Origin of the sequence: Psychroflexus lacisalsi (assembly GCF_020164495.1) — a bacterium.
GTDB lineage: Bacteria > Bacteroidota > Bacteroidia > Flavobacteriales > Flavobacteriaceae > Psychroflexus > Psychroflexus lacisalsi.
In genome coordinates this window covers 43,385-62,221 of the sequence record NZ_JAIQYZ010000003.1, presented here as the reverse complement: position 1 = coordinate 62,221, position 18,837 = coordinate 43,385, and the positions used below count along the sequence as shown (strand labels likewise).

Sequence of the window (18,837 nt, the reverse complement as noted above, 5' to 3'; positions counted from 1 at the left end):
TTTGAGTCAATAAGTTGTTTATAAAGAATCTTATATTTAGACTATATTTGAAATTAATGGAAAAAATAAATAAAATCGCAGTTTTAACCTCTGGAGGAGATTCTCCGGGTATGAATGCAGCTATACGCGCTGTAGTAAGAAATGCAGCTTACTCTGGTCTAAAATGTGATGGTATATACAGAGGGTTTCAGGGTCTCATAGAAAATGAATTTATCGAACTCGGTGCTCGGGATGTAAAAAACACAATTAATCGAGGTGGAACATTTTTAAAATCCGCTCGGTCAAAAGATTTTATGACTAAGGAAGGCCGTCAAAAAGCTTTCAAAAATCTTAAATCTCGTAATATTGATGCTTTAGTAGTTATAGGCGGTGATGGAACTTTTACAGGTGCTTCAATATTCAGCAAAGAATTTGATATGCCAATCATTGGAATTCCTGGGACTATCGATAATGATATCAATGGAACTGATTATACAATTGGTTACGATACCGCTCTTAATACAGTAGTTGAAGCTATTGATAAAATAAGAGACACCGCAAGTTCTCACGACCGATTATTTTTGGTAGAAGTTATGGGAAGAGATGCTGGAGATATTGCTTTAAATAGCGGTATTGGGGCAGGAGCAGAAGAAATACTTATCCCTGAAGAAAATCTAGGTATTGATAGACTTATAGAATCTCTTGATAAAAGTAGAAAAACTGGAAAAACTTCCAGTATTGTTGTGGTTTCTGAAGGCGATCAAATTGGAAAGAATATAGCTGAGGTAGCAGAATCTATAGAATCCAGTCTTTTAGGTTATGAAGTTAAAGTTACAGTACTAGGGCATATTCAACGTGGAGGATCTCCAAGTTGTTTTGATAGAGTTCTAGCAAGTCGCCTTGGAGTTGGAGCTGTCGATGCGTTACTGGAAGGCCAGTCGAATATAATGGTTGGCATAGAACATAAGAAAATTGTTTATGTACCATTTGAAACTGCTATAAACATCAAAAAAATATTGGATACCGATCTTTTAAGAGTTGCGGATATTGTATCCACTTAATTATAAATAAATTAAAATTCAATAATTATGACAAAAATAGGAATTAACGGCTTTGGCCGTATTGGTAGAATTGCTTTTAGAATAGCAATGGAAAATAAAGATGTAGAAATTGTAGGAATTAATGATTTACTCGATGTAGATCATCTAGCTTATATGCTTAAATATGATTCAGTTCACGGAAGATTCAACAAATCTGTAGATGTAAAAGATGGAAATCTTGTTGTTGACGGAAAATCAATCAGAATTACAGCTGAAAGAGATCCAAAACAACTGAAATGGGATGCAGTAGGCGCTGAGGTTATTTTAGAATGTACAGGTATCTTTAAAGAAAAAGACAACGCTTCTGCTCACTTAGAAGCAGGCGCTAAAAAAGTTGTGATTTCTGCACCTTCCAAAACAGCACCAATGTTTGTGATGGGAGTAAATGAAAATGATGCAAAAGCAGAAGATACAATTGTTTCTAACGCTTCTTGTACAACTAACTGTCTTGCTCCAATAACCAAAGTAATCAATGATAACTTCGGTATTGTAGAAGGTTTGATGACTACAATTCACGCTGCAACTTCAACACAATTTACTGTAGATTCACCATCAGCTAAAGCTTACAGATTAGGTAGAAGTGCAATTAATAATATTATTCCTGCCAGTACAGGTGCCGCTGTTGCAGTAGGTAAAGTAATAAAAGAAGTAGAAGGTAAGTTAACTGGTATGGCTTTTCGTGTTCCAACTGCAGATGTATCTGTAGTGGATTTAACAGTAAGAACTGAAAAATCAGCAACTTATGAAGAAGTAAAAGCAGCAATGAAGGCCGCCGCTGATGGACCTATGAAGGGTGTTTTAGGGTATTATGAAGATGAAGTGGTTTCTCAAGATTTTGTATCAGAAACAGCAACTTCAAATTTTGATGCCAATGCTGGTATTGCTTTAAATGATAACTTCTTTAAGTTAATATCTTGGTATGATAATGAATATGGTTATTCTGCTAAAATGGTAGATTTAGCCTTACACGTTGCTAAATTGTAATTATCAACTTCAAAAAAAAGCTTATTTCTTAATTGGAAATAAGCTTTTTTTATTTTAACCTAAACTTAATTTCATGATACTTATAGCAGATGGTGGCTCAACAAAATGTGACTGGATCCTATTAAACGATAGAGGTGATGTAGAATCTAGAACACGAACCAAAGGTTTGAACCCAGCCGTCTTTAAACCAGAAAGTTTAAAAGCTCGCCTGGAAGAAAATGACGAACTAAAGGAAATGATTCCTAAAGTTTCCAGAGTTGATTTTTATGGTGCAGGATGTGGAACACCGACTCCAGCAAAAAATCTTACAGACATTTTGCAAGACTTTTTTGAGGAAGCAGAGATAAATGTTGATGAGGATATGGTCGCTGCAGCTCTAGCCGCAACTACAGAACCTGGCATTGTGTGTATTTTGGGAACTGGTTCCAATTCTTGTTTTTTCGATGGTAAAAATGTCCACATGGAGATAGAATCTCTTGGATATGTACTAATGGATGAAGCGAGTGGAAATTATTTTGGTAAACGTCTTATTCGTGATTACTACTATAAATTTATGGGAGATCACATGAGTCGCGAGTTTGAAAAGCGCTATGATTTAGACGCAGATACAATTAAAAGAAACGTCTACAAAGAAGACAATCCAAACACTTATCTAGCTTCCTTCGCTGAATTTATTTTCACTTCCGAAGAAAGAAATGGTTATTTCTATAAGTTGATATACGAAGGAATTGAAAAGTTTATTGAACGGCGAGTGATGTGTTTTAAACAAGCTCAAGGCGTTCCTATTCATTTCATAGGATCTATAGCTTTCTTTTCTGAAGACATCATTAGAGATGTAGCTAAGCGCTATCACTTAGACATTGGAAATGTGATAAGAAGACCTATAGATGGTCTCATAGACCATTATAAAAACAACGTTTTAAAAGTAAAATAAATGCCCTTACAAACTCAATCTCCAATCAATTATAAATCCTGGAAGGAACTCGAATTACTTTCTGGAAAAAAATATGATTTAGGAAAGTTATTTGCATCAAATTCTAAACGTTTTGATGAATTTTCAATACATAATGATGATTTTCTGATTGATTTTTCTAAAAATTTAATTGATAAAGATGTTTTTAATCAATTATTGAATCTTGCTGAAGAAGCTGATTTAAAAAATGCTATAAAGGCTTACTTTGAAGGTGATAAAATCAATGAAACTGAAGGTAGAGCAGTACTGCACACCGCATTACGAACTTCAGAAAACAATTCAGCTAAAGTTGATGATAAAGATGTTTTTAAAGATGTTCAAGCTGTTTTGAATAAAATAAAAACCTTTGCCGATCAAGTTAATTCTGGAAATCGAAAATCATATACAGGCAAAAGGTTTACAGATGTTGTAAATATTGGTATTGGCGGTTCTGACTTAGGCCCACAAATGATTATTGATGCTTTAGCTTATTACCAGGAAGGGATTAGTCCACATTTTATTTCAAATGTAGATGGAGATCATGTTTTAGAGACTTTAAAAAATCTCAATCCTGAAACTACCTTATTTCTCATCGTTTCTAAATCATTTAAAACTCAGGAAACTCTTACAAATGCTACTACCGTAAGGGATTGGTTTTTGAAATCTGCAACTAAAGCAGATGTGAAGCATAATTTTGTTGCTGTGTCTACCAACATACAAGCAGTAGAAGACTTCGGTATTGATAAAGAAAATATTTTTCCAATGTATGACTGGGTTGGAGGTCGTTTTTCTTTGTGGAGTGCCGCTGGACTTTCTATTGCTGTGAGTGTCGGCTCAAAAAACTTCCAGGACTTACTGGATGGAGCAGAAGACATGGACATGCACTTCAAAACTTCAGACTTCAAAGAAAACATGCCTGTTATCCTTGCTTTACTTGGTATATGGTATAATAACTTTATGAATGCTGAAAGCGAAGCAATTATTCCTTACACGCAATATCTTCAAAAATTGGCACCTTATCTGCAGCAAGCTTCCATGGAAAGCAATGGGAAAAGTGTAGATAGAGCAGGAGTGAAGGTGAATTACCAGACGGGAACTATTGTTTGGGGTGAGCCAGGAACCAATTCACAACATGCTTTTTTTCAATTAATTCACCAGGGAACAAAATTAATTCCTTCTGATTTTATTGGTTATAAAAAATCACTGCACGGTAATTTAAACCATCACGACATCTTGATGGCTAATTATTTTGCTCAAACTGAAGCTTTAATGAAGGGTAAATCTAAAGTCGAAGTTCATGCTGAACCTGAAAGCCAAGGTTTGGGTGTTGAAGAAATTCAAAAGTTACTGCCTTTTAAAGTTTTCGAAGGAAATAGACCTACGACTTCAATTTTAATAGATGAACTAACTCCAAAATCTTTGGGAAAATTGGTAGCCATGTATGAGCATAAAATTTTTGTCCAAGGTGTGATTTGGAACATATTCAGTTATGACCAGTGGGGAGTGGAACTTGGTAAACAATTGGCTAAGGGCACATTACAGGATATTCAATCGTCAAGTATTGAAAATCAGCACGATGCTTCCACGTTAGAATTGTTGAAACATTTCAAGTCTTAACGTATATTTCATTATTCATCATCATCAAACCCCGAAATGAATTCGGGGTTTTTGTTTTTTACCATTTAAATATTTTAATAAAGTTTTGATTTTTATAAACTTTATGGAAAAAAGCATATTTTTAGATTAACTAACCGCTAATCAATTTATTATGCTTGTCAAAGTTTTTGGAAGTTCCGTCTTCGGAGTTGATGCTGAAATTATTACTGTCGAAATCAATATGGAAAAAGGCATAGGCTATCACCTTGTAGGCTTGCCAGACAATGCGATTCGAGAAAGTAGTTTTAGAATTCAGGCAGCTTTAAAAAACAATGGATTTAAATTTCCAGGAAAGAAAATCATAGTCAATATGGCTCCGGCAGATATGCGTAAGGAAGGCTCTGCTTACGATTTAACTCTTGCACTTGGCATTCTTTCAGCTTCCAATCAGATCAAATCTGATGATATTGATAAATACATCATTATGGGTGAATTGTCTCTCGATGGAAGTTTACAGCCCATCAGAGGAGCTTTACCAATTGCTATAAAAGCCAGGCAAGAAGGATTCAAAGGATTTATTTTGCCTAAACAAAATGCAAAAGAAGCGGCTATTGTCGATAATCTCGAAGTTTATGGAGTTGAAAGCATTAGTGAAGTCATCAATTTTTTTGATAAGGATGAGCCTCTGGAGGCTACCAAAATCAATACAAGAGAAATATTTTACAACAACCTTGCACACCCAGAGTTTGATTTTGCTGATGTGAAAGGTCAGGAATCTATCAAGCGCTGTATGGAAATTGCAGCCGCTGGTGGACATAATATCATTATGGTTGGTCCTCCAGGGTCTGGAAAAACTATGTTAGCCAAACGTTTGCCAAGTATTTTACCACCTATGAGTCTGCAAGAGGCTTTAGAGACTACGAAAATACATTCGGTAGTTGGAAGAGTAAAAGAAAATGTTGGTTTGATGGCCGAGCGTCCGTTTAGAAGTCCACATCATACAATTTCAGATGTAGCCTTAGTCGGCGGTGGTGCTTATCCTCAGCCGGGTGAAATTTCACTAGCCCATAATGGTATTTTATTTTTGGATGAATTACCAGAGTTTAAACGAACAGTTCTTGAAGTGATGCGGCAACCACTTGAAGATCGGGAAGTTACTATTTCAAGAGCGAAATTTACAGTGACTTATCCATCCAGCTTTATGTTGGTGGCAAGTATGAATCCTAGCCCAAGTGGCTACTTTAATGATCCTGATGCCCCTGTAACTTCTTCACCAGCCGAAATGCAGCGCTATTTAGGAAAAATCAGTGGACCCTTGCTCGATAGAATTGATATTCATATAGAAGTCACTCCTGTTCCTTTTGATAAATTAAGTGATGAGCGAAAAGGGGAAAGCAGTATACAGATAAGAGAACGCGTCACCAAAGCCAGGGAATTTCAAACTGAGCGCTTCAAAGCATTCGAAAACGTACATTACAATGCCCAGATGAACGTAAAGCATATCAAGCAATTTTGTAAACTCGAGGAATCCTCCAAAACCTTATTGAAAACAGCTATGGAACGGCTTAATTTGTCTGCCAGAGCTTATGATCGAATTTTGAAGGTATCTAGAACTATAGCCGATCTTGAAGCTTCAGCAGAGATCAAAGGCGCTCACATTTCTGAAGCTATTCAGTACAGAAGTCTTGATCGTGAGGGTTGGTTGGGTTGATTTTACTAAAGATTAAGCTTATAAAGTTTCCAAAGTTCTCATCATTGCATATATTTCGATATGAATAAAACTATTGATATCAATTGTGATCTTGGGGAAGGCGGGAATTTTGATGCTGACATCATGCCTCTTATTTCATCTTGTAATATCGCCTGTGGTGGACATTTTGGTGATAGAAATTCTGTAGATCTAGCCGTTAGCTTAGCTAAAACACATCATGTTAATGTTGGCGCTCATCCCTCATATCCAGATTTTGATAACTTTGGAAGGAAGTCAATGGATTTATCTCTTGATGAATTGAAAGAACACTTGCATCAGCAGATAGATATAATAGAAAAATCCTGCAAAGGCTATGGAGTGAAGCTTCATCACATCAAGCCTCATGGAGCACTTTATAACGATATGCGTAAAAGTCAAAAAATCGCTGATTTAATTTTCAATGTAGTTATAGAAAGAAATTCAGAGATGATTTTATTTACACCACCTAATGTAAATTTTTCTTACAAAATTCCAAAATCTATTACTTTGTGGATGGAAGGTTTTGCAGACCGATCTTATCAAAATGACTTAAGTTTAGTTTCAAGAAAAGAAAATGGAGCAGTATTAAACGATCCAGATTTGATTTTTGAAAGAGTACTATCGATGATCAATAATCATGAAGTTTTGTCTCTTTCTGGAGAAATAATTAATCAAGAATTTGATACCATTTGTGTTCATAGCGATACAGCTAATGCCCTAAAAATCCTCCAAGTTTTAAGAGCTAAACTCATTGAAAATGGAATTAAAATAGGAGAGGATTATGAGTCATAAATTTAGAATTTTTCAAATTAATGAGAGATCAATTCTTGTAGAATTTGACGAAGAAATCAATGAAAATCTTTTAAATCATCTCCTTTATCTTAAAAATAAATTACTGACAGATAAACATGAATTAATACTTCAGGTAATCAATTCATATAACTCATTATTAATTATTTACAAACATACTATAAATAATTTCTATGAAGCAAAAAAAGACCTTTTAGAGCAGATTTATGACTCGAAAATAGTCAATATATTGGATTCCCCAATCAAGAAAATACCGGTATGTTATGACCATGATTATGGCTGGGATTTGGAATTACTTTCAGAAGATTTAAGCTTATCGGTTGATGAAATTATTAAGAATCATTCAGAGGCTGTTTACACAGTTTACTTCATTGGTTTTCTACCTGGCTTTCCATATTTGGGAGGTCTTGATTCATCGCTTTTTCATCGAAGAAAATCACAACCAAGACGGCAAATTCCTAGTGGATCTGTTGGAATTGCCGATCAGCAAACTGGAATTTATTCACTAGATTCTCCTGGGGGTTGGCAAATTATTGGTAGGAGTCCAATTCAGTTATTTGATTCAGAAAATCCTACTCGTTATTGTTATTTACAGGCTGGCGATAAGATTCAATTTGAACCTATTACAAAAGATGAATTTGAAGATATTCAATCTCAATTCAATTATAATAAATGGTAGTATGAGCATAAATGTAAAGCAAACTGGACTTTATGCAACGATTCAAGATGAGGGGCGCACCGAAGGAATGCCACAGGGAATCCCTATTTCCGGAGCGATGGATTTTAACCTTTACAGGTTTGCCAACCATGTTTTGGGCAATAAAGAGAATTCTGCTTGTATAGAGTTTTATCAACAAGGACTTAAGCTCGAATTCGATTCCCCAACATTTATTTGCATTGCAGTTTTAGATGGAGAAATCCTTTTGAATGATGAACAAATTGAATCTAATTCTATTATAAAAATTAAGAGCGGAGATCAGATATTGATTAAGCAATTAATTGAAGGAAACTGGGGGTATATCGCTGTTAAAGACGGTTTCCAGTCTGGTGCTTTTTTGGGGAGTCAAAGTTTTTATAAGGCTTTAACTCAGCATCAACTTAAAAAGAGTGATAAAATTATCTATGTATCCTATGAGGGAGTAAGTGGGGCTGATTGTCCAATACTGAATCTGGAATATTACAAAACTTCAGTTTTGGACGTTTTTAAGGGTCCTGAATTCCAAAAACTTAGTCAAACTCTTCAATATCAATTAAATAACGCTGAATTTTCACTTTCAACTTCACAGAATCGCATGGCTTACGAAATTCAGGAACGCCTTGACAATGAATTGGAAGAGATCACAACAGGACCTGTTTTGCCAGGAACCGTTCAATATACACCAGAGGGGAAAATGATCGCACTTATGAGAGATGCTCAAGTCACAGGAGGTTATCCACGTATTCTTCAGTTCTCGGAAAAAGCCATCAACTTACTTTCTCAGAAAAGAGCAAAATCAAAATTCAAGTTTAATCTTATCGAAATAAATTTAGAAAAGATTTAAAGGTATCCACTCGAGTATATGGAGGATATTTAATCGGAATATCCAACCAGGTTTTACGATATACTATTGGTTTTCTTCTTGTAAAAGTATCGAAAGATGCTCTACCATGATAGTTTCCTACGCCGCTATCTCCAACACCTCCAAAAGGTAGCTTGTCGTTGACAAAATGCACAATCGTGTCGTTTATTACTCCTCCTCCAAATTCAAATGTTTCGTTGACTTGCTCGGCAAAATCTTTGCTTTCACTAAATACGTAGAGAGATAAGGGTTTTTCAAAAGAGGTGATCATCTCTTCAAGTTCATCAAATGAGGAATAGGAGTAGATAGGCAAAATAGGACCAAAGATCTCCTCTTCCATAAGCGGTGATGATAAGTTTGGAGAATCCACCAAAGTAGGTGCAAGAAAATTGGTTTTGGCATCGTATTCCCCTCCATAAATAATATTTAGATTTTTCAGAAATCCTGTAAGTTTTTCGAAATGAGCGTCATGAATTAACCGGGTGTAATCGCGATATGAATTTTCAGAGTAGAACTCCTTGAGCGTTGAAATAAGTTTTTCCTGAAATTCGTCTCTAATTTTTGAATCAACCATAAGATAGTCTGGTGCAATACAAGTCTGGCCAGCGTTCAGAAATTTACCCCAGCATATTCTTCTGGCAGCAATGTCAATTTTTGCTGTAGAATCTACTATACAAGGATTCTTACCACCAAGTTCCAAGGTATGTGGCGTCATATATTTTGCAATCTGCTCCGAAACAATTCTTCCCACGGGTACACTGCCTGTAAAAAAGACATAATCCCATTTCTGTTCTAGTAATATTTTTGCAGTGTCAACAGCACCAGTTATAACTTTTCCTTGTTGTTCATCAAAGACTTCATTAAAGATTTTCTTAAGAATATCTGCCGTGTGAGGTGCGTGTTCGGAGGGTTTTAAAACAACTGTATTCCCACAAGCTATGGCGCCAATCGCAGGGGTGATAGCTAGCTGAAAGGGATAATTCCATGGGGCTATGACCAATACCTTACCCCATGGAACATAGTGGATTTTATCTGATGAAGGGAAGTTGAGCCAGGCAGATGAAACTGATTTTGGCTTAGACCATTTTTTTAAATTCTTTATGAATAGGTTTAATTCTTTATAAACTACGAATAGCTCAGTTGTTAAAACTTCGAACTCCGGCTTTTGAAAATCTTTATAAATCGCATCAACTATGTCTTGTTCGTAAGCTTTAATACAAGCTTTCAATTTTTTCAATATTGAAATGCGATTTTCAACTGAAGTTTTGGATGCAGTCTTCAAAAATTGGTCTTGAGATTTAAGTAATTCTTTTATATCATTCTCCATGATGCTCATGTTTATTAATTTTAATTAGATAATGAAATAAAATTCATTCCTAAACAGTTATTAATGTTATAAAGATACCGTTATTTGTATCGACAAATTGTAATTATAATGAATCAAAATTTAAAGTATTTTATTCTTTTTTTGTTTGGCATTTGCATAAGTTTTAATGCTACCGCACAAAGAGATACGATCAGCACCGATAAACTTATTATTATTAAACAGTACTCACCTACGGTTAACGATGCTTTTAAAATCAAACAAAAACCGAGTGAAAAAGATACTATAAAACAAACAAGGAAGCCAGTCTCCTATACCTTTATAAATGTCCCTGTTGCTTCAACATTTACTCCAGCAAAAGGCACTGCTTCGGGCGTGAGAATGTCTCCGCCAGATAAACTTTATGAAAATTATGCAAGATTTGGAGCTGGAAATTTTGCTACGATACTAGCTGATTTTTATAGCAATTTTGATATAAATCCTGATCGTAACCTAAATGTAGAATTTTCTCACCTTTCATCTCAGGGAGGCATTGATGATGTGGTTTTGGATGATGATTTTTCTAATACCTCATTAGGTTTAAATCTTAATTCTAAAGATCGCTATTTTGATTGGAACACAGGTATTGATTTTAATCATAGAGAAGTAAACTATTATGGTTTAGCGCCTATGTTCAGCAATTTATCAGAAGAGCAAATCAGCGCTATTGATTCAAAACAGACCTATACCAAATTTGAGGCTTTCGGAGGAATTCGCTTTTACGACAATGTCCTGAAAGAAGCTGAAATCAGAGTTCAAAACTTTTCAGACGATTATAGCAACTCAGAACAGCTTTTAAGAATTAAGCCACTGGTTGAAATACCTTTAAGAACTCAAAAATTATCTATCCAGGGAGATTTTAGTTTTTTAAGCGGAGGTTTTGAAACCACTACCATACGTCCTTTCGAAAATGATTATCAGCAGCTACAGGCAGACGTCAATCCATTTGTAGAGTTGAGTTACGATAACGTGAACGTAAAACTTGGAGCCAAAGCTGTTTTTTTTAATGACTCTGAAGAAAGTTCCAGTGAAGTCTTCTTTTATCCTGATGTAAAAGCCGAATTCTTATTAAACCAACAGACTGTAGAGGTGAGTCTTGGGGTGAGTGGAGGTCTACAGCAAAACACCTATGAGAACTTTAGCTCACTAAATCCATTTGTGTCTCCATTCCTTACCATACTACCAAGTGACCAGCAATACAATGCCTTTGCAGGTTTTTCTGCAAAACTGCTGGATAATCTATCATTTTCAACTCAGGCAAACTACTCAAGCACATCCAATCATGCTTTTTTTATATCAAATCCTAGCAATGAGTTTTTATCAAGAAACCTTACTCGAAGAAATTTTGACTATCAGAATTCTTTCAATGTAATTTATAGTGATATTGATATTTTTTCTCTTTCAGCAGATTTATCTTACCAGATTGATAGTGATTTCACAATAGGATTCAATGGAAAGTATTCAAATTTCTCTACTGAAGAAGGTCAGGAAGCGTGGAACTTACCTGAATTCGAATTAAAATCATATGCTAATTATAACTTTACAAAAAACTGGAACTTTTCTGCTTCATTGTTTTACATAGGAGAAAGAAAAGATTTTGTAGCAGATTTTACGACTTTTCCATCTGGTGCTTTAGACATTAATGAATCATCTGTAAACACCGTCGATGGTTTTATAGACTTAAATGCCTCTGTTGAGTACAAATTCAATAATAGATTATCAGCATTTATAAATGCAAATAATTTATTGAATAACTCCTACAACCGCTGGCAGAATTTCGAAGTTCAGGGATTCCAAGTTTTGGGAGGTTTGATATATCAATTTGATTGGTAATAAACCCTTAATTTTCTTAACGAAAAAGAAACATTAGAAAACTTAATTTGAGTAGATTTGCCAAACATGTGATATAAAATACCACCTTTTAATGGCTAATAAATTCAAGCGTTACGACCGGGATCGTCCGTACTTAAATCTACTTGATTTTTTTTCAGAAGAAAAGACGTTTTTAATCGTAGTTGTCGTTGGTTTAATTTTAGCTGCGACTGCAACAACCAATGCCGATCTAGCTATGTGGATTGGCTTCTTTTTTGCAGCTTATGCAGCAGTTGCGAATGATAGTATACAATCTTTAGGGACTTTCATTGAGAGTAATAAAGCCAAGAAATGGTGGATCCTCTGGCTTTTTATTGGAGGTATATTTTTATTGACCGTTTCTTGGAGCTTTTTTCATTTTGACGGAGATGTTACTTATCAACGCCTTACCAATCCTGACGGTTCTACAGACTACCCACACCCAGATAAATTTACATTTTTTCAAGTCATTGCACCTCTGGTTTTGTTGATCTTGACAAGGCTAAAAATGCCTGTATCCACTACATTTCTTTTATTAAGTGTATTTAGTGCTGATACTTCTGGAATTACTTCAGTTGTTTTAAAAAGCTGGTCAGGTTATTTACTTGCTTTTGTAGTTTCCTTTTTAGTTTGGTACTTGTCTTATAACACAATAAGAAAGTATTTCAAAAGTAGGAAACATAGCAATTCCTGGGTTGCAGTTCAGTGGTTAGTTAGTGGTACACTATGGGCTACCTGGGTGATGCAGGACGGAGCCAATATTGCTGTTTATTTGCCTAGAGAACAAACTTTTGGTCAATTTTCCATTTTTGCGCTTACCATCTTTTTTGGCTTAGGGCTCTTGTTTTATTTGAGAGGAGACAAGATTCAAGGTGTTGTGAGTGAAAAGACGCGGGTATCCGATATTCGCGCAGCAACACTTATCGATTTATCCTACGTGATCTTACTTATCTATAAACTTTTTATTTCTACGGTTCCAATGAGTACCACTTGGGTTTTCCTAGGTATTATTGGAGGAAGAGAAATCGCCATAAGTATATCTCGTAAGAAAAAAGGAAATAAACATAAGAAAAAGGCAACACGCATGATTGCTAAAGATTTTGGGTTTGCTATGATCGGTCTTTTAGTTTCGATTATTCTTGCAGCAAGTGGAAATTCTTCAATACGAGAAGAAATATATCAATCTATATTAAACATATTCTAATGAAATACTCTTTTATTTATCTTGTACTATTGGCATTTACATTTTCTGCGTGTACCAATAAAACCGATGCAGATTTAATTGTTACAAACGCAAAAGTTTACACTGTAGACAATGAATTTTCTATCGTAGAATCTTTTGTCATTTCTGATGGAAAAATCATTGAAACTGGCGAAAGCTCAAATTTACTTTCAAAATATTCTGCTGATGAAATCATTGATGCTGATGGTAAAACCATTTTGCCTGGATTGATAGACGCGCATGCACATCTTTACAATTTGGGCTTAAAATTAAGCAGGGTTGACCTGGACGGAACAGAAAGCTATGCCGATGTCATCGTAAGGCTTCAGGAGTTTCAGCAAAAATACCCTGAAACTAAATATATAATAGGAAGAGGATGGGATCAAAACGATTGGGAGACTAAAGAATTTCCAACTAAAGATACCTTAGATCTTTTATTTCCAGACGTCCCCGTAGCTCTGACGAGAATAGATGGACATGCGATGATTGTTAATCAATCCGCATTAGACATTGCAGGAATAGATGAATCCACTGAAATTTTTGGAGGAGAAATACAAAAGAAAAACGGAAAGCTCACGGGTATTTTGATTGATAATCCAATGGCCAGTGTGAGGGCAACTTTTCCTAAAATTGATAAAAATGCACAAACCAAAGCCTTACAATCTGCAGAAGAAATAGCAATCTCTTTAGGATTGACTAGCCTTGTTGATGCAGGTCTTAACTCCGATGTCATTCATCTTATAGACGAGTTACAACAAAACGGTGATCTTAAGATGAGAATTTACGCAATGCTGAGTAATAATGAAGAAAACATAGCAGAATTCCTAGAGTCTGGTATTCTAAAAACAGACAGACTGAATGTAAGATCCGTAAAAGTTTATGCAGATGGAGCTTTAGGATCTAGAGGTGCGGCACTGAAGAAGCCATATTCAGACTTAGAAAACCATTTTGGAAGTATGATTATAGATTTAGAGGACTTTCAAGTTCTAGCTGAGCGTCTTCATGATACTGAATTCCAGATGAATACTCATGCGATTGGTGATTCCGCTAATTATGTTGTTCTAAAAACTTACGATAAGTTATTAAAAGATGATTCAAACAGGCGTTGGAGGGTAGAGCACGCTCAGGTCATGGATAATTCTGATTTTAGATATTTTGACGGTGAAAATATTTTACCTTCAGTGCAACCTACTCATGCAACAAGTGATATGTATTGGGCAGAGGATAGGCTGGGAGCTGAAAGAGTAAAACATGCTTATGCTTATAAAACGTTGCTAAAGAATGCAGGGATTGTTGCTTTAGGTACCGATTTTCCGATCGAAAAAGTGAATCCATTCTTAACTTTTTATGCTTCAGTTGCCAGAAAAGATCTTAATAATTATCCTAAAGACGGTTTCAATGCTGATGAGAAATTATCTAGAAACGAAACATTAAAAGGAATGACGATCTGGGCGGCTTATTCCAATTTTGAAGAAAATGAAAAGGGAAGTATAGAAGCTGGAAAATTTGCCGATTTTGTTATTTTAGATCAAGATCCTATGGAAATTGAGGAAGCAGAAATTCCTGAAACTAAAGTATTATTCACTTACATTGACGGAGAAAAAGTTTATCAGTCTAATTAAGTTTTAGCTTTGCTAAAAACCCAAAATGCTCATCTTCAAACACGAGTTCACACAAAAAGCCTCTTTTGGAGGCTTTTTTATTTAATAGGTTAAAATCAAGATATAACCATTGAAAAGAATCTGATATCGACTTCTTGTAACTGATTTTATAGGTCATTTGACCATAATAATTATCTGTTTCAGTTAACTCATTTTCATGTAAAAATATTAAATCAGAGGAGTCGAGTAAAACCTGGCTATTTGGATGCATTAAGCTTTTTAAATTCTCAAAAAAGAAATTTAGATTATCTATGGATTTTGCAATACCAATACCATTCATCAATAATAATATGGTGTCAAACTTTTCGTTATTTAATTCAAAAAAATCTAAGCACTTAGCTTTTTTCAATCCTCTTTTATAGCAAACTTTTATACTAATTGGCGAAATATCGATAGGCAAAACCTCAAGTCCTCTTGCTTTTAGCTCCAGACTATGACTTCCAGCACAACAGCCAACGTCTAAGATTTTGCCTTCACACAAATCAAGAGCTATTTGCTCTAGTTTAGGCATTTCTTGGTAACTTCTAAAAAGATATTCAACAGGAATTTCATCATCATAGAAGTCTTCATTATGAACTTTGATGGGAGTTTTATCTTGACGTGTATAAAAGCTTTCTAAAGCTAAACCAAATATATCTTTGGAAGAAGACTTAGGATTCAAATTGTTGATTTTATATTTGCAGTATGGAAGAATTTCTGAATGAATTACCAAACCTTGCCAAAGATAAACATAAAATTCATAAGGATTTCTTCAAACGATTGAAAAAGCGACCTCCAAAGCACCTAGACCAGACCATGCAGGAATTGCACGATGAAACTTTTGAAGAAATAGATTGCTTGACCTGTGCCAATTGCTGTAAAACTACAGGACCGTTGTTTACAAATAAAGACATAGAAAGGATTTCAAAACATTTTAGGATGAAGCCTTCCGCATTTATTGATACTTATCTTAGAATTGATGATGAGAATGATTACGTGTTACAAACTGTTCCCTGTTCATTTTTAGGATCAGATAATTATTGTTCTATCTATAAGGTAAGGCCAAAAGCCTGTGCAGAATTTCCACACACTGATCGTAAAAAATTTCAACAGATTTCAAATCTTACTTTAAAGAATGTTGAAATTTGTCCTGCTACTTACAAGATCGTAGAAAAAATGATGGAACAGATTAAACTGAAATAAGTTTAGATTCTTTTTCTTCAACATAAGTTTCAAGGACTTTGAAAAAGTTCATGATATCGTCCGTCTCATTGTTTGAGTTGATGGTGACTAATCTTACAAATACTTCTCCTTGAAATTCTCCATAACCAACCATAAGCTTGCCGTCTTCGTATAAGGAATTGCATAAATCTTTTGGATCAATATTTTTATAATTGAAGCAGACTGAGATTGAATCTCGATAAGAATATAACTTATAATCGGGGTGATTTACAACATAATTACGAGCTGTATCAGCTAAGTTGAATTGCTGATCTATCATACTTTCAAGACCTTTTGTTCCTACAGATTTCCACAGAGTCCAAAACTTCAGCGCATCATTTCTTCTTCCGCATTGTAAAGAGGTTTTACCCAAGTTATACTCATCACCATCAGTTTGATATAAGTAATCTGCCTCGCAGGCGAAACTATGTTTGAGGTTGTGCTTTTCTTTTGTAATCAAGATTGAACAACTTAAGGGCACATTCAGCATCTTATGAGCGTTAAAGCTGAATGAATCCGCTTTTTCAACGCCGTCAACCAGATGCTTGTAGGATTTGCTGAAAATGACAGAACCACAATAAGCACCGTCCACATGTAGCCATAAGTTCTCATAATTTTTGGTAATGTCATGAATGGCGTTTATATCGTCAAACGCACCCAATACTGTTGTTCCAGCTGTAGCATTTACAAAGAAGGGTTTCAGGCCTTCATTTATATCAGATTCAATTTGCTCTTGAAGAGCTTCAGGTATCATTTTACCAAACTCGTCAACTTTTACACTTCTTATTTGATTTATACCTATTCCTCCAAACATGGCATTTTTAGTTATGGAGTAATGAGAGGCAGAAGATGTGTAAATCACCATTTTTTCAGAAACACCTTCAAATTTTATATCTCTATTGTATGCATCCCTAGCCATAAGCATTGCCATGAAATTGCTCATAGAACCGCCGGGTGGAAATGTACCGTCTGCGTTTTCTCCAAAGTTGAGCATCTCGCAAACCTTTGAAATTATAACTTTTTCAATGCCTACTTGTGGTCCACCAACTTTATAGGTGTACATACTATTATTTAACATTACAGCAAGTAATTCTCCAAGCGTCCCTTTATTATTTCTTCCACCGAAGAGTTGATTAAAAAATAATTTGGTAGATGTTCTTGGAGTACTTAAAACAACTTCTTCGAGTAATGATTCTAATGCATTCTGATTTATGCCCTCATGGCTAAGATCAAGATTCAATATATCGAGCAACTTTTCAGCTTTGATGGGTTTTACGACACCATTTTTTTTCTCGTGAGCTAAAAGTTTATCTGAAATTTTCTGAAATAGTTCAAGGTCTGCTTGCATAAGCCTTATTTGAAATTTATATTTACTAATATTCGAATAATATTGTAATTAGATAAAAATAATTAAAAAGCATGGACTCTTCAGAAAACATAACATCTTTAAAGAAACTTTTAGAAGTTTTGCCAAATTGTGAAGGACAGGATTATTTTGATTTAGCAAAAAATTTATCAATTCCTAACGAAGAACTGCTTCCTTTCGCTTTTTGGTCAAATGATAACTATACGAGAAATTGTGTGCATAGAACCAACGATTATGAATTGTTGCTTTTATGTTGGGAGGAAGGCCAGGAAACACCTATACATTGCCATAATGGCGAAGAATGTTGGGTTTATCTTGCAAAAGGAAAATTGAGAGAGAAAAGGTATGTAGATAAAGATGGAGAACTTGAGTTGATTGCTGACGTGAAAATGACCCAAGATAGACTATCTTATATGAATGATGATCTTGGTTATCATTCTTTACACAACCTGGATGATGGCAGATCAATGAGTTTACATTTATACGTAGGACCAATTGATGAATGCTCGGTTTATAAAGAAGAAAAGGATAAATTTGTCTTTAAAGAATTGGATTACTATTCAGAAAATAAAAAAATACTTTCAAACTAAATAAAAACTACAGATGAACTGGAAAACGGTTAAAGAATATACTGATATTACTTATAAGAAAAGCGGCGGAGTTGCAAGAATAGCTTTCAACAGGCCTGAAGTCAGAAATGCATTTCGTCCAAAAACAGTAGGCGAACTTTTTGAAGCATTTCTGGATGCGAGAGAAGATCCAAACATTGGAGTAGTTTTATTTTCTGGAGAAGGTCCTTCTCCTAAAGATGGTAAATATGCATTTTGCAGTGGTGGAGATCAAAATGCAAGAGGTCACCAAGGTTATGTTGATGACGATGGAACTCCAAGGTTAAATATACTGGAAGTACAAAGGCTGATAAGATTTATGCCTAAAGTTGTCATTGCTGTTGTCCCAGGATGGGCTGTTGGTGGCGGACATTCTTTGCATGTTGTGTGCGATCTTACTCTGGCAAGTAAAGAACACGCTATTTTTAAGCAAACAGATGCAGATGTGACTAGTTTTGACGGGGGCTATGGCTCTGCTTATTTAGCAAAAATGGTGGGTCAGAAAAAGGCTAGAGAAATCTTCTTTTTGGGTAGAAATTATAGCGCACAAGAGGCTTTTGAAATGGGAATGGTAAATGCAGTTATTCCTCATGATGAATTAGAAGATACAGCTTATGAGTGGGCGCAGGAAATATTAGAAAAATCACCAACTTCTATCAAAATGCTAAAGTTCGCCTTTAACGCTACTGATGATGGAATGGTAGGGCAACAGGTTTTTGCTGGTGAAGCTACTCGATTAGCCTATATGACAGACGAAGCAAAAGAAGGAAGGAACGCATTTCTAGAAAAAAGAAAACCTGACTTTAAAAATATTAAATGGATTTCCTAAATTAAACTTTAATCACTGATAATCAATA

General features: G+C 35.1%; 17 protein-coding genes. 14 read left to right on the top strand and 3 right to left on the bottom strand.

The window, feature by feature from the left end:
* The first annotated feature begins 56 nt into the window (after nucleotides 1–56).
* From pfkA to LB449_RS09855, 8 genes are all read left to right on the top strand, one after another.
* Nucleotides 57–1,040 (top strand): 6-phosphofructokinase, encoded by a 984-nt coding sequence (gene pfkA, locus LB449_RS09890; RefSeq protein WP_224454947.1) that lies wholly within the window; start codon nucleotides 57–59, stop codon nucleotides 1,038–1,040.
* A 27-nt stretch (nucleotides 1,041–1,067) separates the two neighbouring features.
* Nucleotides 1,068–2,063, top strand: coding sequence for a type I glyceraldehyde-3-phosphate dehydrogenase (gap, locus tag LB449_RS09885; RefSeq protein WP_224454946.1), 996 nt, complete (start codon nucleotides 1,068–1,070; stop codon nucleotides 2,061–2,063).
* Nucleotides 2,064–2,136: 73 nt separating this feature from the next.
* Nucleotides 2,137–2,997: a BadF/BadG/BcrA/BcrD ATPase family protein gene (locus LB449_RS09880; RefSeq protein WP_224454945.1), complete on the top strand. Its 861-nt coding sequence runs from the start codon at nucleotides 2,137–2,139 to the stop codon at nucleotides 2,995–2,997.
* Entirely contained in the window at nucleotides 2,998–4,632 is a 1,635-nt protein-coding gene (gene pgi, locus LB449_RS09875; RefSeq protein WP_224454944.1) for a glucose-6-phosphate isomerase, read from the top strand.
* A gap of 151 nt (nucleotides 4,633–4,783) precedes the next feature.
* On the top strand, nucleotides 4,784–6,322 hold the full coding sequence (locus LB449_RS09870; RefSeq protein WP_224454943.1) for a YifB family Mg chelatase-like AAA ATPase: 1,539 nt from the start codon (nucleotides 4,784–4,786) through the stop codon (nucleotides 6,320–6,322).
* A 60-nt stretch (nucleotides 6,323–6,382) separates the two neighbouring features.
* Nucleotides 6,383–7,132: a 5-oxoprolinase subunit PxpA gene (gene pxpA, locus LB449_RS09865; protein ID WP_224454942.1), complete on the top strand. Its 750-nt coding sequence runs from the start codon at nucleotides 6,383–6,385 to the stop codon at nucleotides 7,130–7,132.
* Nucleotides 7,122–7,829, top strand: a complete 708-nt coding sequence (gene pxpB / locus LB449_RS09860) for a 5-oxoprolinase subunit PxpB (protein ID WP_224454941.1) — start codon at nucleotides 7,122–7,124, stop codon at nucleotides 7,827–7,829. Before pxpA ends, pxpB begins: the two co-directional genes overlap by 11 nt.
* 1 nt (nucleotide 7,830) lies before the next feature.
* A complete protein-coding gene (locus LB449_RS09855) occupies nucleotides 7,831–8,691 on the top strand; it encodes a 5-oxoprolinase subunit C family protein (protein WP_224454940.1) in 861 nt (286 codons plus the stop codon).
* Here LB449_RS09855 and LB449_RS09850 read toward each other — a convergent pair.
* Nucleotides 8,663–10,036, bottom strand: a complete 1,374-nt coding sequence (locus LB449_RS09850; protein WP_262901858.1) for an aldehyde dehydrogenase — start codon at nucleotides 10,034–10,036, stop codon at nucleotides 8,663–8,665. The two genes, LB449_RS09855 and LB449_RS09850, sit on opposite strands and share 29 nt — an antisense overlap.
* A 108-nt stretch (nucleotides 10,037–10,144) precedes the next feature.
* Here LB449_RS09850 and LB449_RS09845 point away from each other — a divergent pair, with 108 nt between their 5' ends.
* The 3 genes from LB449_RS09845 to LB449_RS09835 all read left to right on the top strand — a co-directional run bounded on the left by LB449_RS09845 (nucleotide 10,145) and on the right by LB449_RS09835 (nucleotide 14,767).
* On the top strand, nucleotides 10,145–11,905 hold the full coding sequence (locus LB449_RS09845) for a TonB-dependent receptor (protein WP_224454939.1): 1,761 nt from the start codon (nucleotides 10,145–10,147) through the stop codon (nucleotides 11,903–11,905).
* A gap of 91 nt (nucleotides 11,906–11,996) precedes the next feature.
* On the top strand, nucleotides 11,997–13,127 hold the full coding sequence (locus tag LB449_RS09840; RefSeq protein WP_224454938.1) for a hypothetical protein: 1,131 nt from the start codon (nucleotides 11,997–11,999) through the stop codon (nucleotides 13,125–13,127).
* Complete coding sequence (locus LB449_RS09835) at nucleotides 13,127–14,767, top strand: amidohydrolase (protein WP_224454937.1); 1,641 nt, start codon at nucleotides 13,127–13,129, stop codon at nucleotides 14,765–14,767. Before LB449_RS09840 ends, LB449_RS09835 begins: the two co-directional genes overlap by 1 nt.
* Here LB449_RS09835 and LB449_RS09830 read toward each other — a convergent pair.
* Nucleotides 14,760–15,467, bottom strand: a complete 708-nt coding sequence (locus LB449_RS09830; RefSeq protein WP_224454936.1) for a class I SAM-dependent methyltransferase — start codon at nucleotides 15,465–15,467, stop codon at nucleotides 14,760–14,762. The genes LB449_RS09835 and LB449_RS09830 overlap by 8 nt on opposite strands.
* A gap of 23 nt (nucleotides 15,468–15,490) precedes the next feature.
* Here LB449_RS09830 and LB449_RS09825 point away from each other — a divergent pair, with 23 nt between their 5' ends.
* On the top strand, nucleotides 15,491–15,988 hold the full coding sequence (locus LB449_RS09825; protein ID WP_224454935.1) for a YkgJ family cysteine cluster protein: 498 nt from the start codon (nucleotides 15,491–15,493) through the stop codon (nucleotides 15,986–15,988).
* On the opposite strand, the gene LB449_RS09820 is transcribed toward LB449_RS09825, so the two are convergent.
* Nucleotides 15,975–17,354 carry a pyridoxal phosphate-dependent decarboxylase family protein gene (locus LB449_RS09820; RefSeq protein WP_224454934.1) on the bottom strand — a complete coding sequence of 460 codons (1,380 nt, stop codon included), beginning with the start codon at nucleotides 17,352–17,354 and terminating at the stop codon, nucleotides 15,975–15,977. The two genes, LB449_RS09825 and LB449_RS09820, sit on opposite strands and share 14 nt — an antisense overlap.
* A gap of 71 nt (nucleotides 17,355–17,425) precedes the next feature.
* Here LB449_RS09820 and LB449_RS09815 point away from each other — a divergent pair, with 71 nt between their 5' ends.
* Both LB449_RS09815 and LB449_RS09810 read left to right on the top strand, forming a co-directional pair.
* Nucleotides 17,426–17,962, top strand: a complete 537-nt coding sequence (locus tag LB449_RS09815; RefSeq protein ID WP_224454933.1) for a cysteine dioxygenase — start codon at nucleotides 17,426–17,428, stop codon at nucleotides 17,960–17,962.
* 13 nt (nucleotides 17,963–17,975) lie between these two features.
* A complete protein-coding gene (locus tag LB449_RS09810) occupies nucleotides 17,976–18,809 on the top strand; it encodes a 1,4-dihydroxy-2-naphthoyl-CoA synthase (RefSeq protein ID WP_224454932.1) in 834 nt (277 codons plus the stop codon).
* The last annotated feature ends 28 nt before the right edge of the window (nucleotides 18,810–18,837 follow it).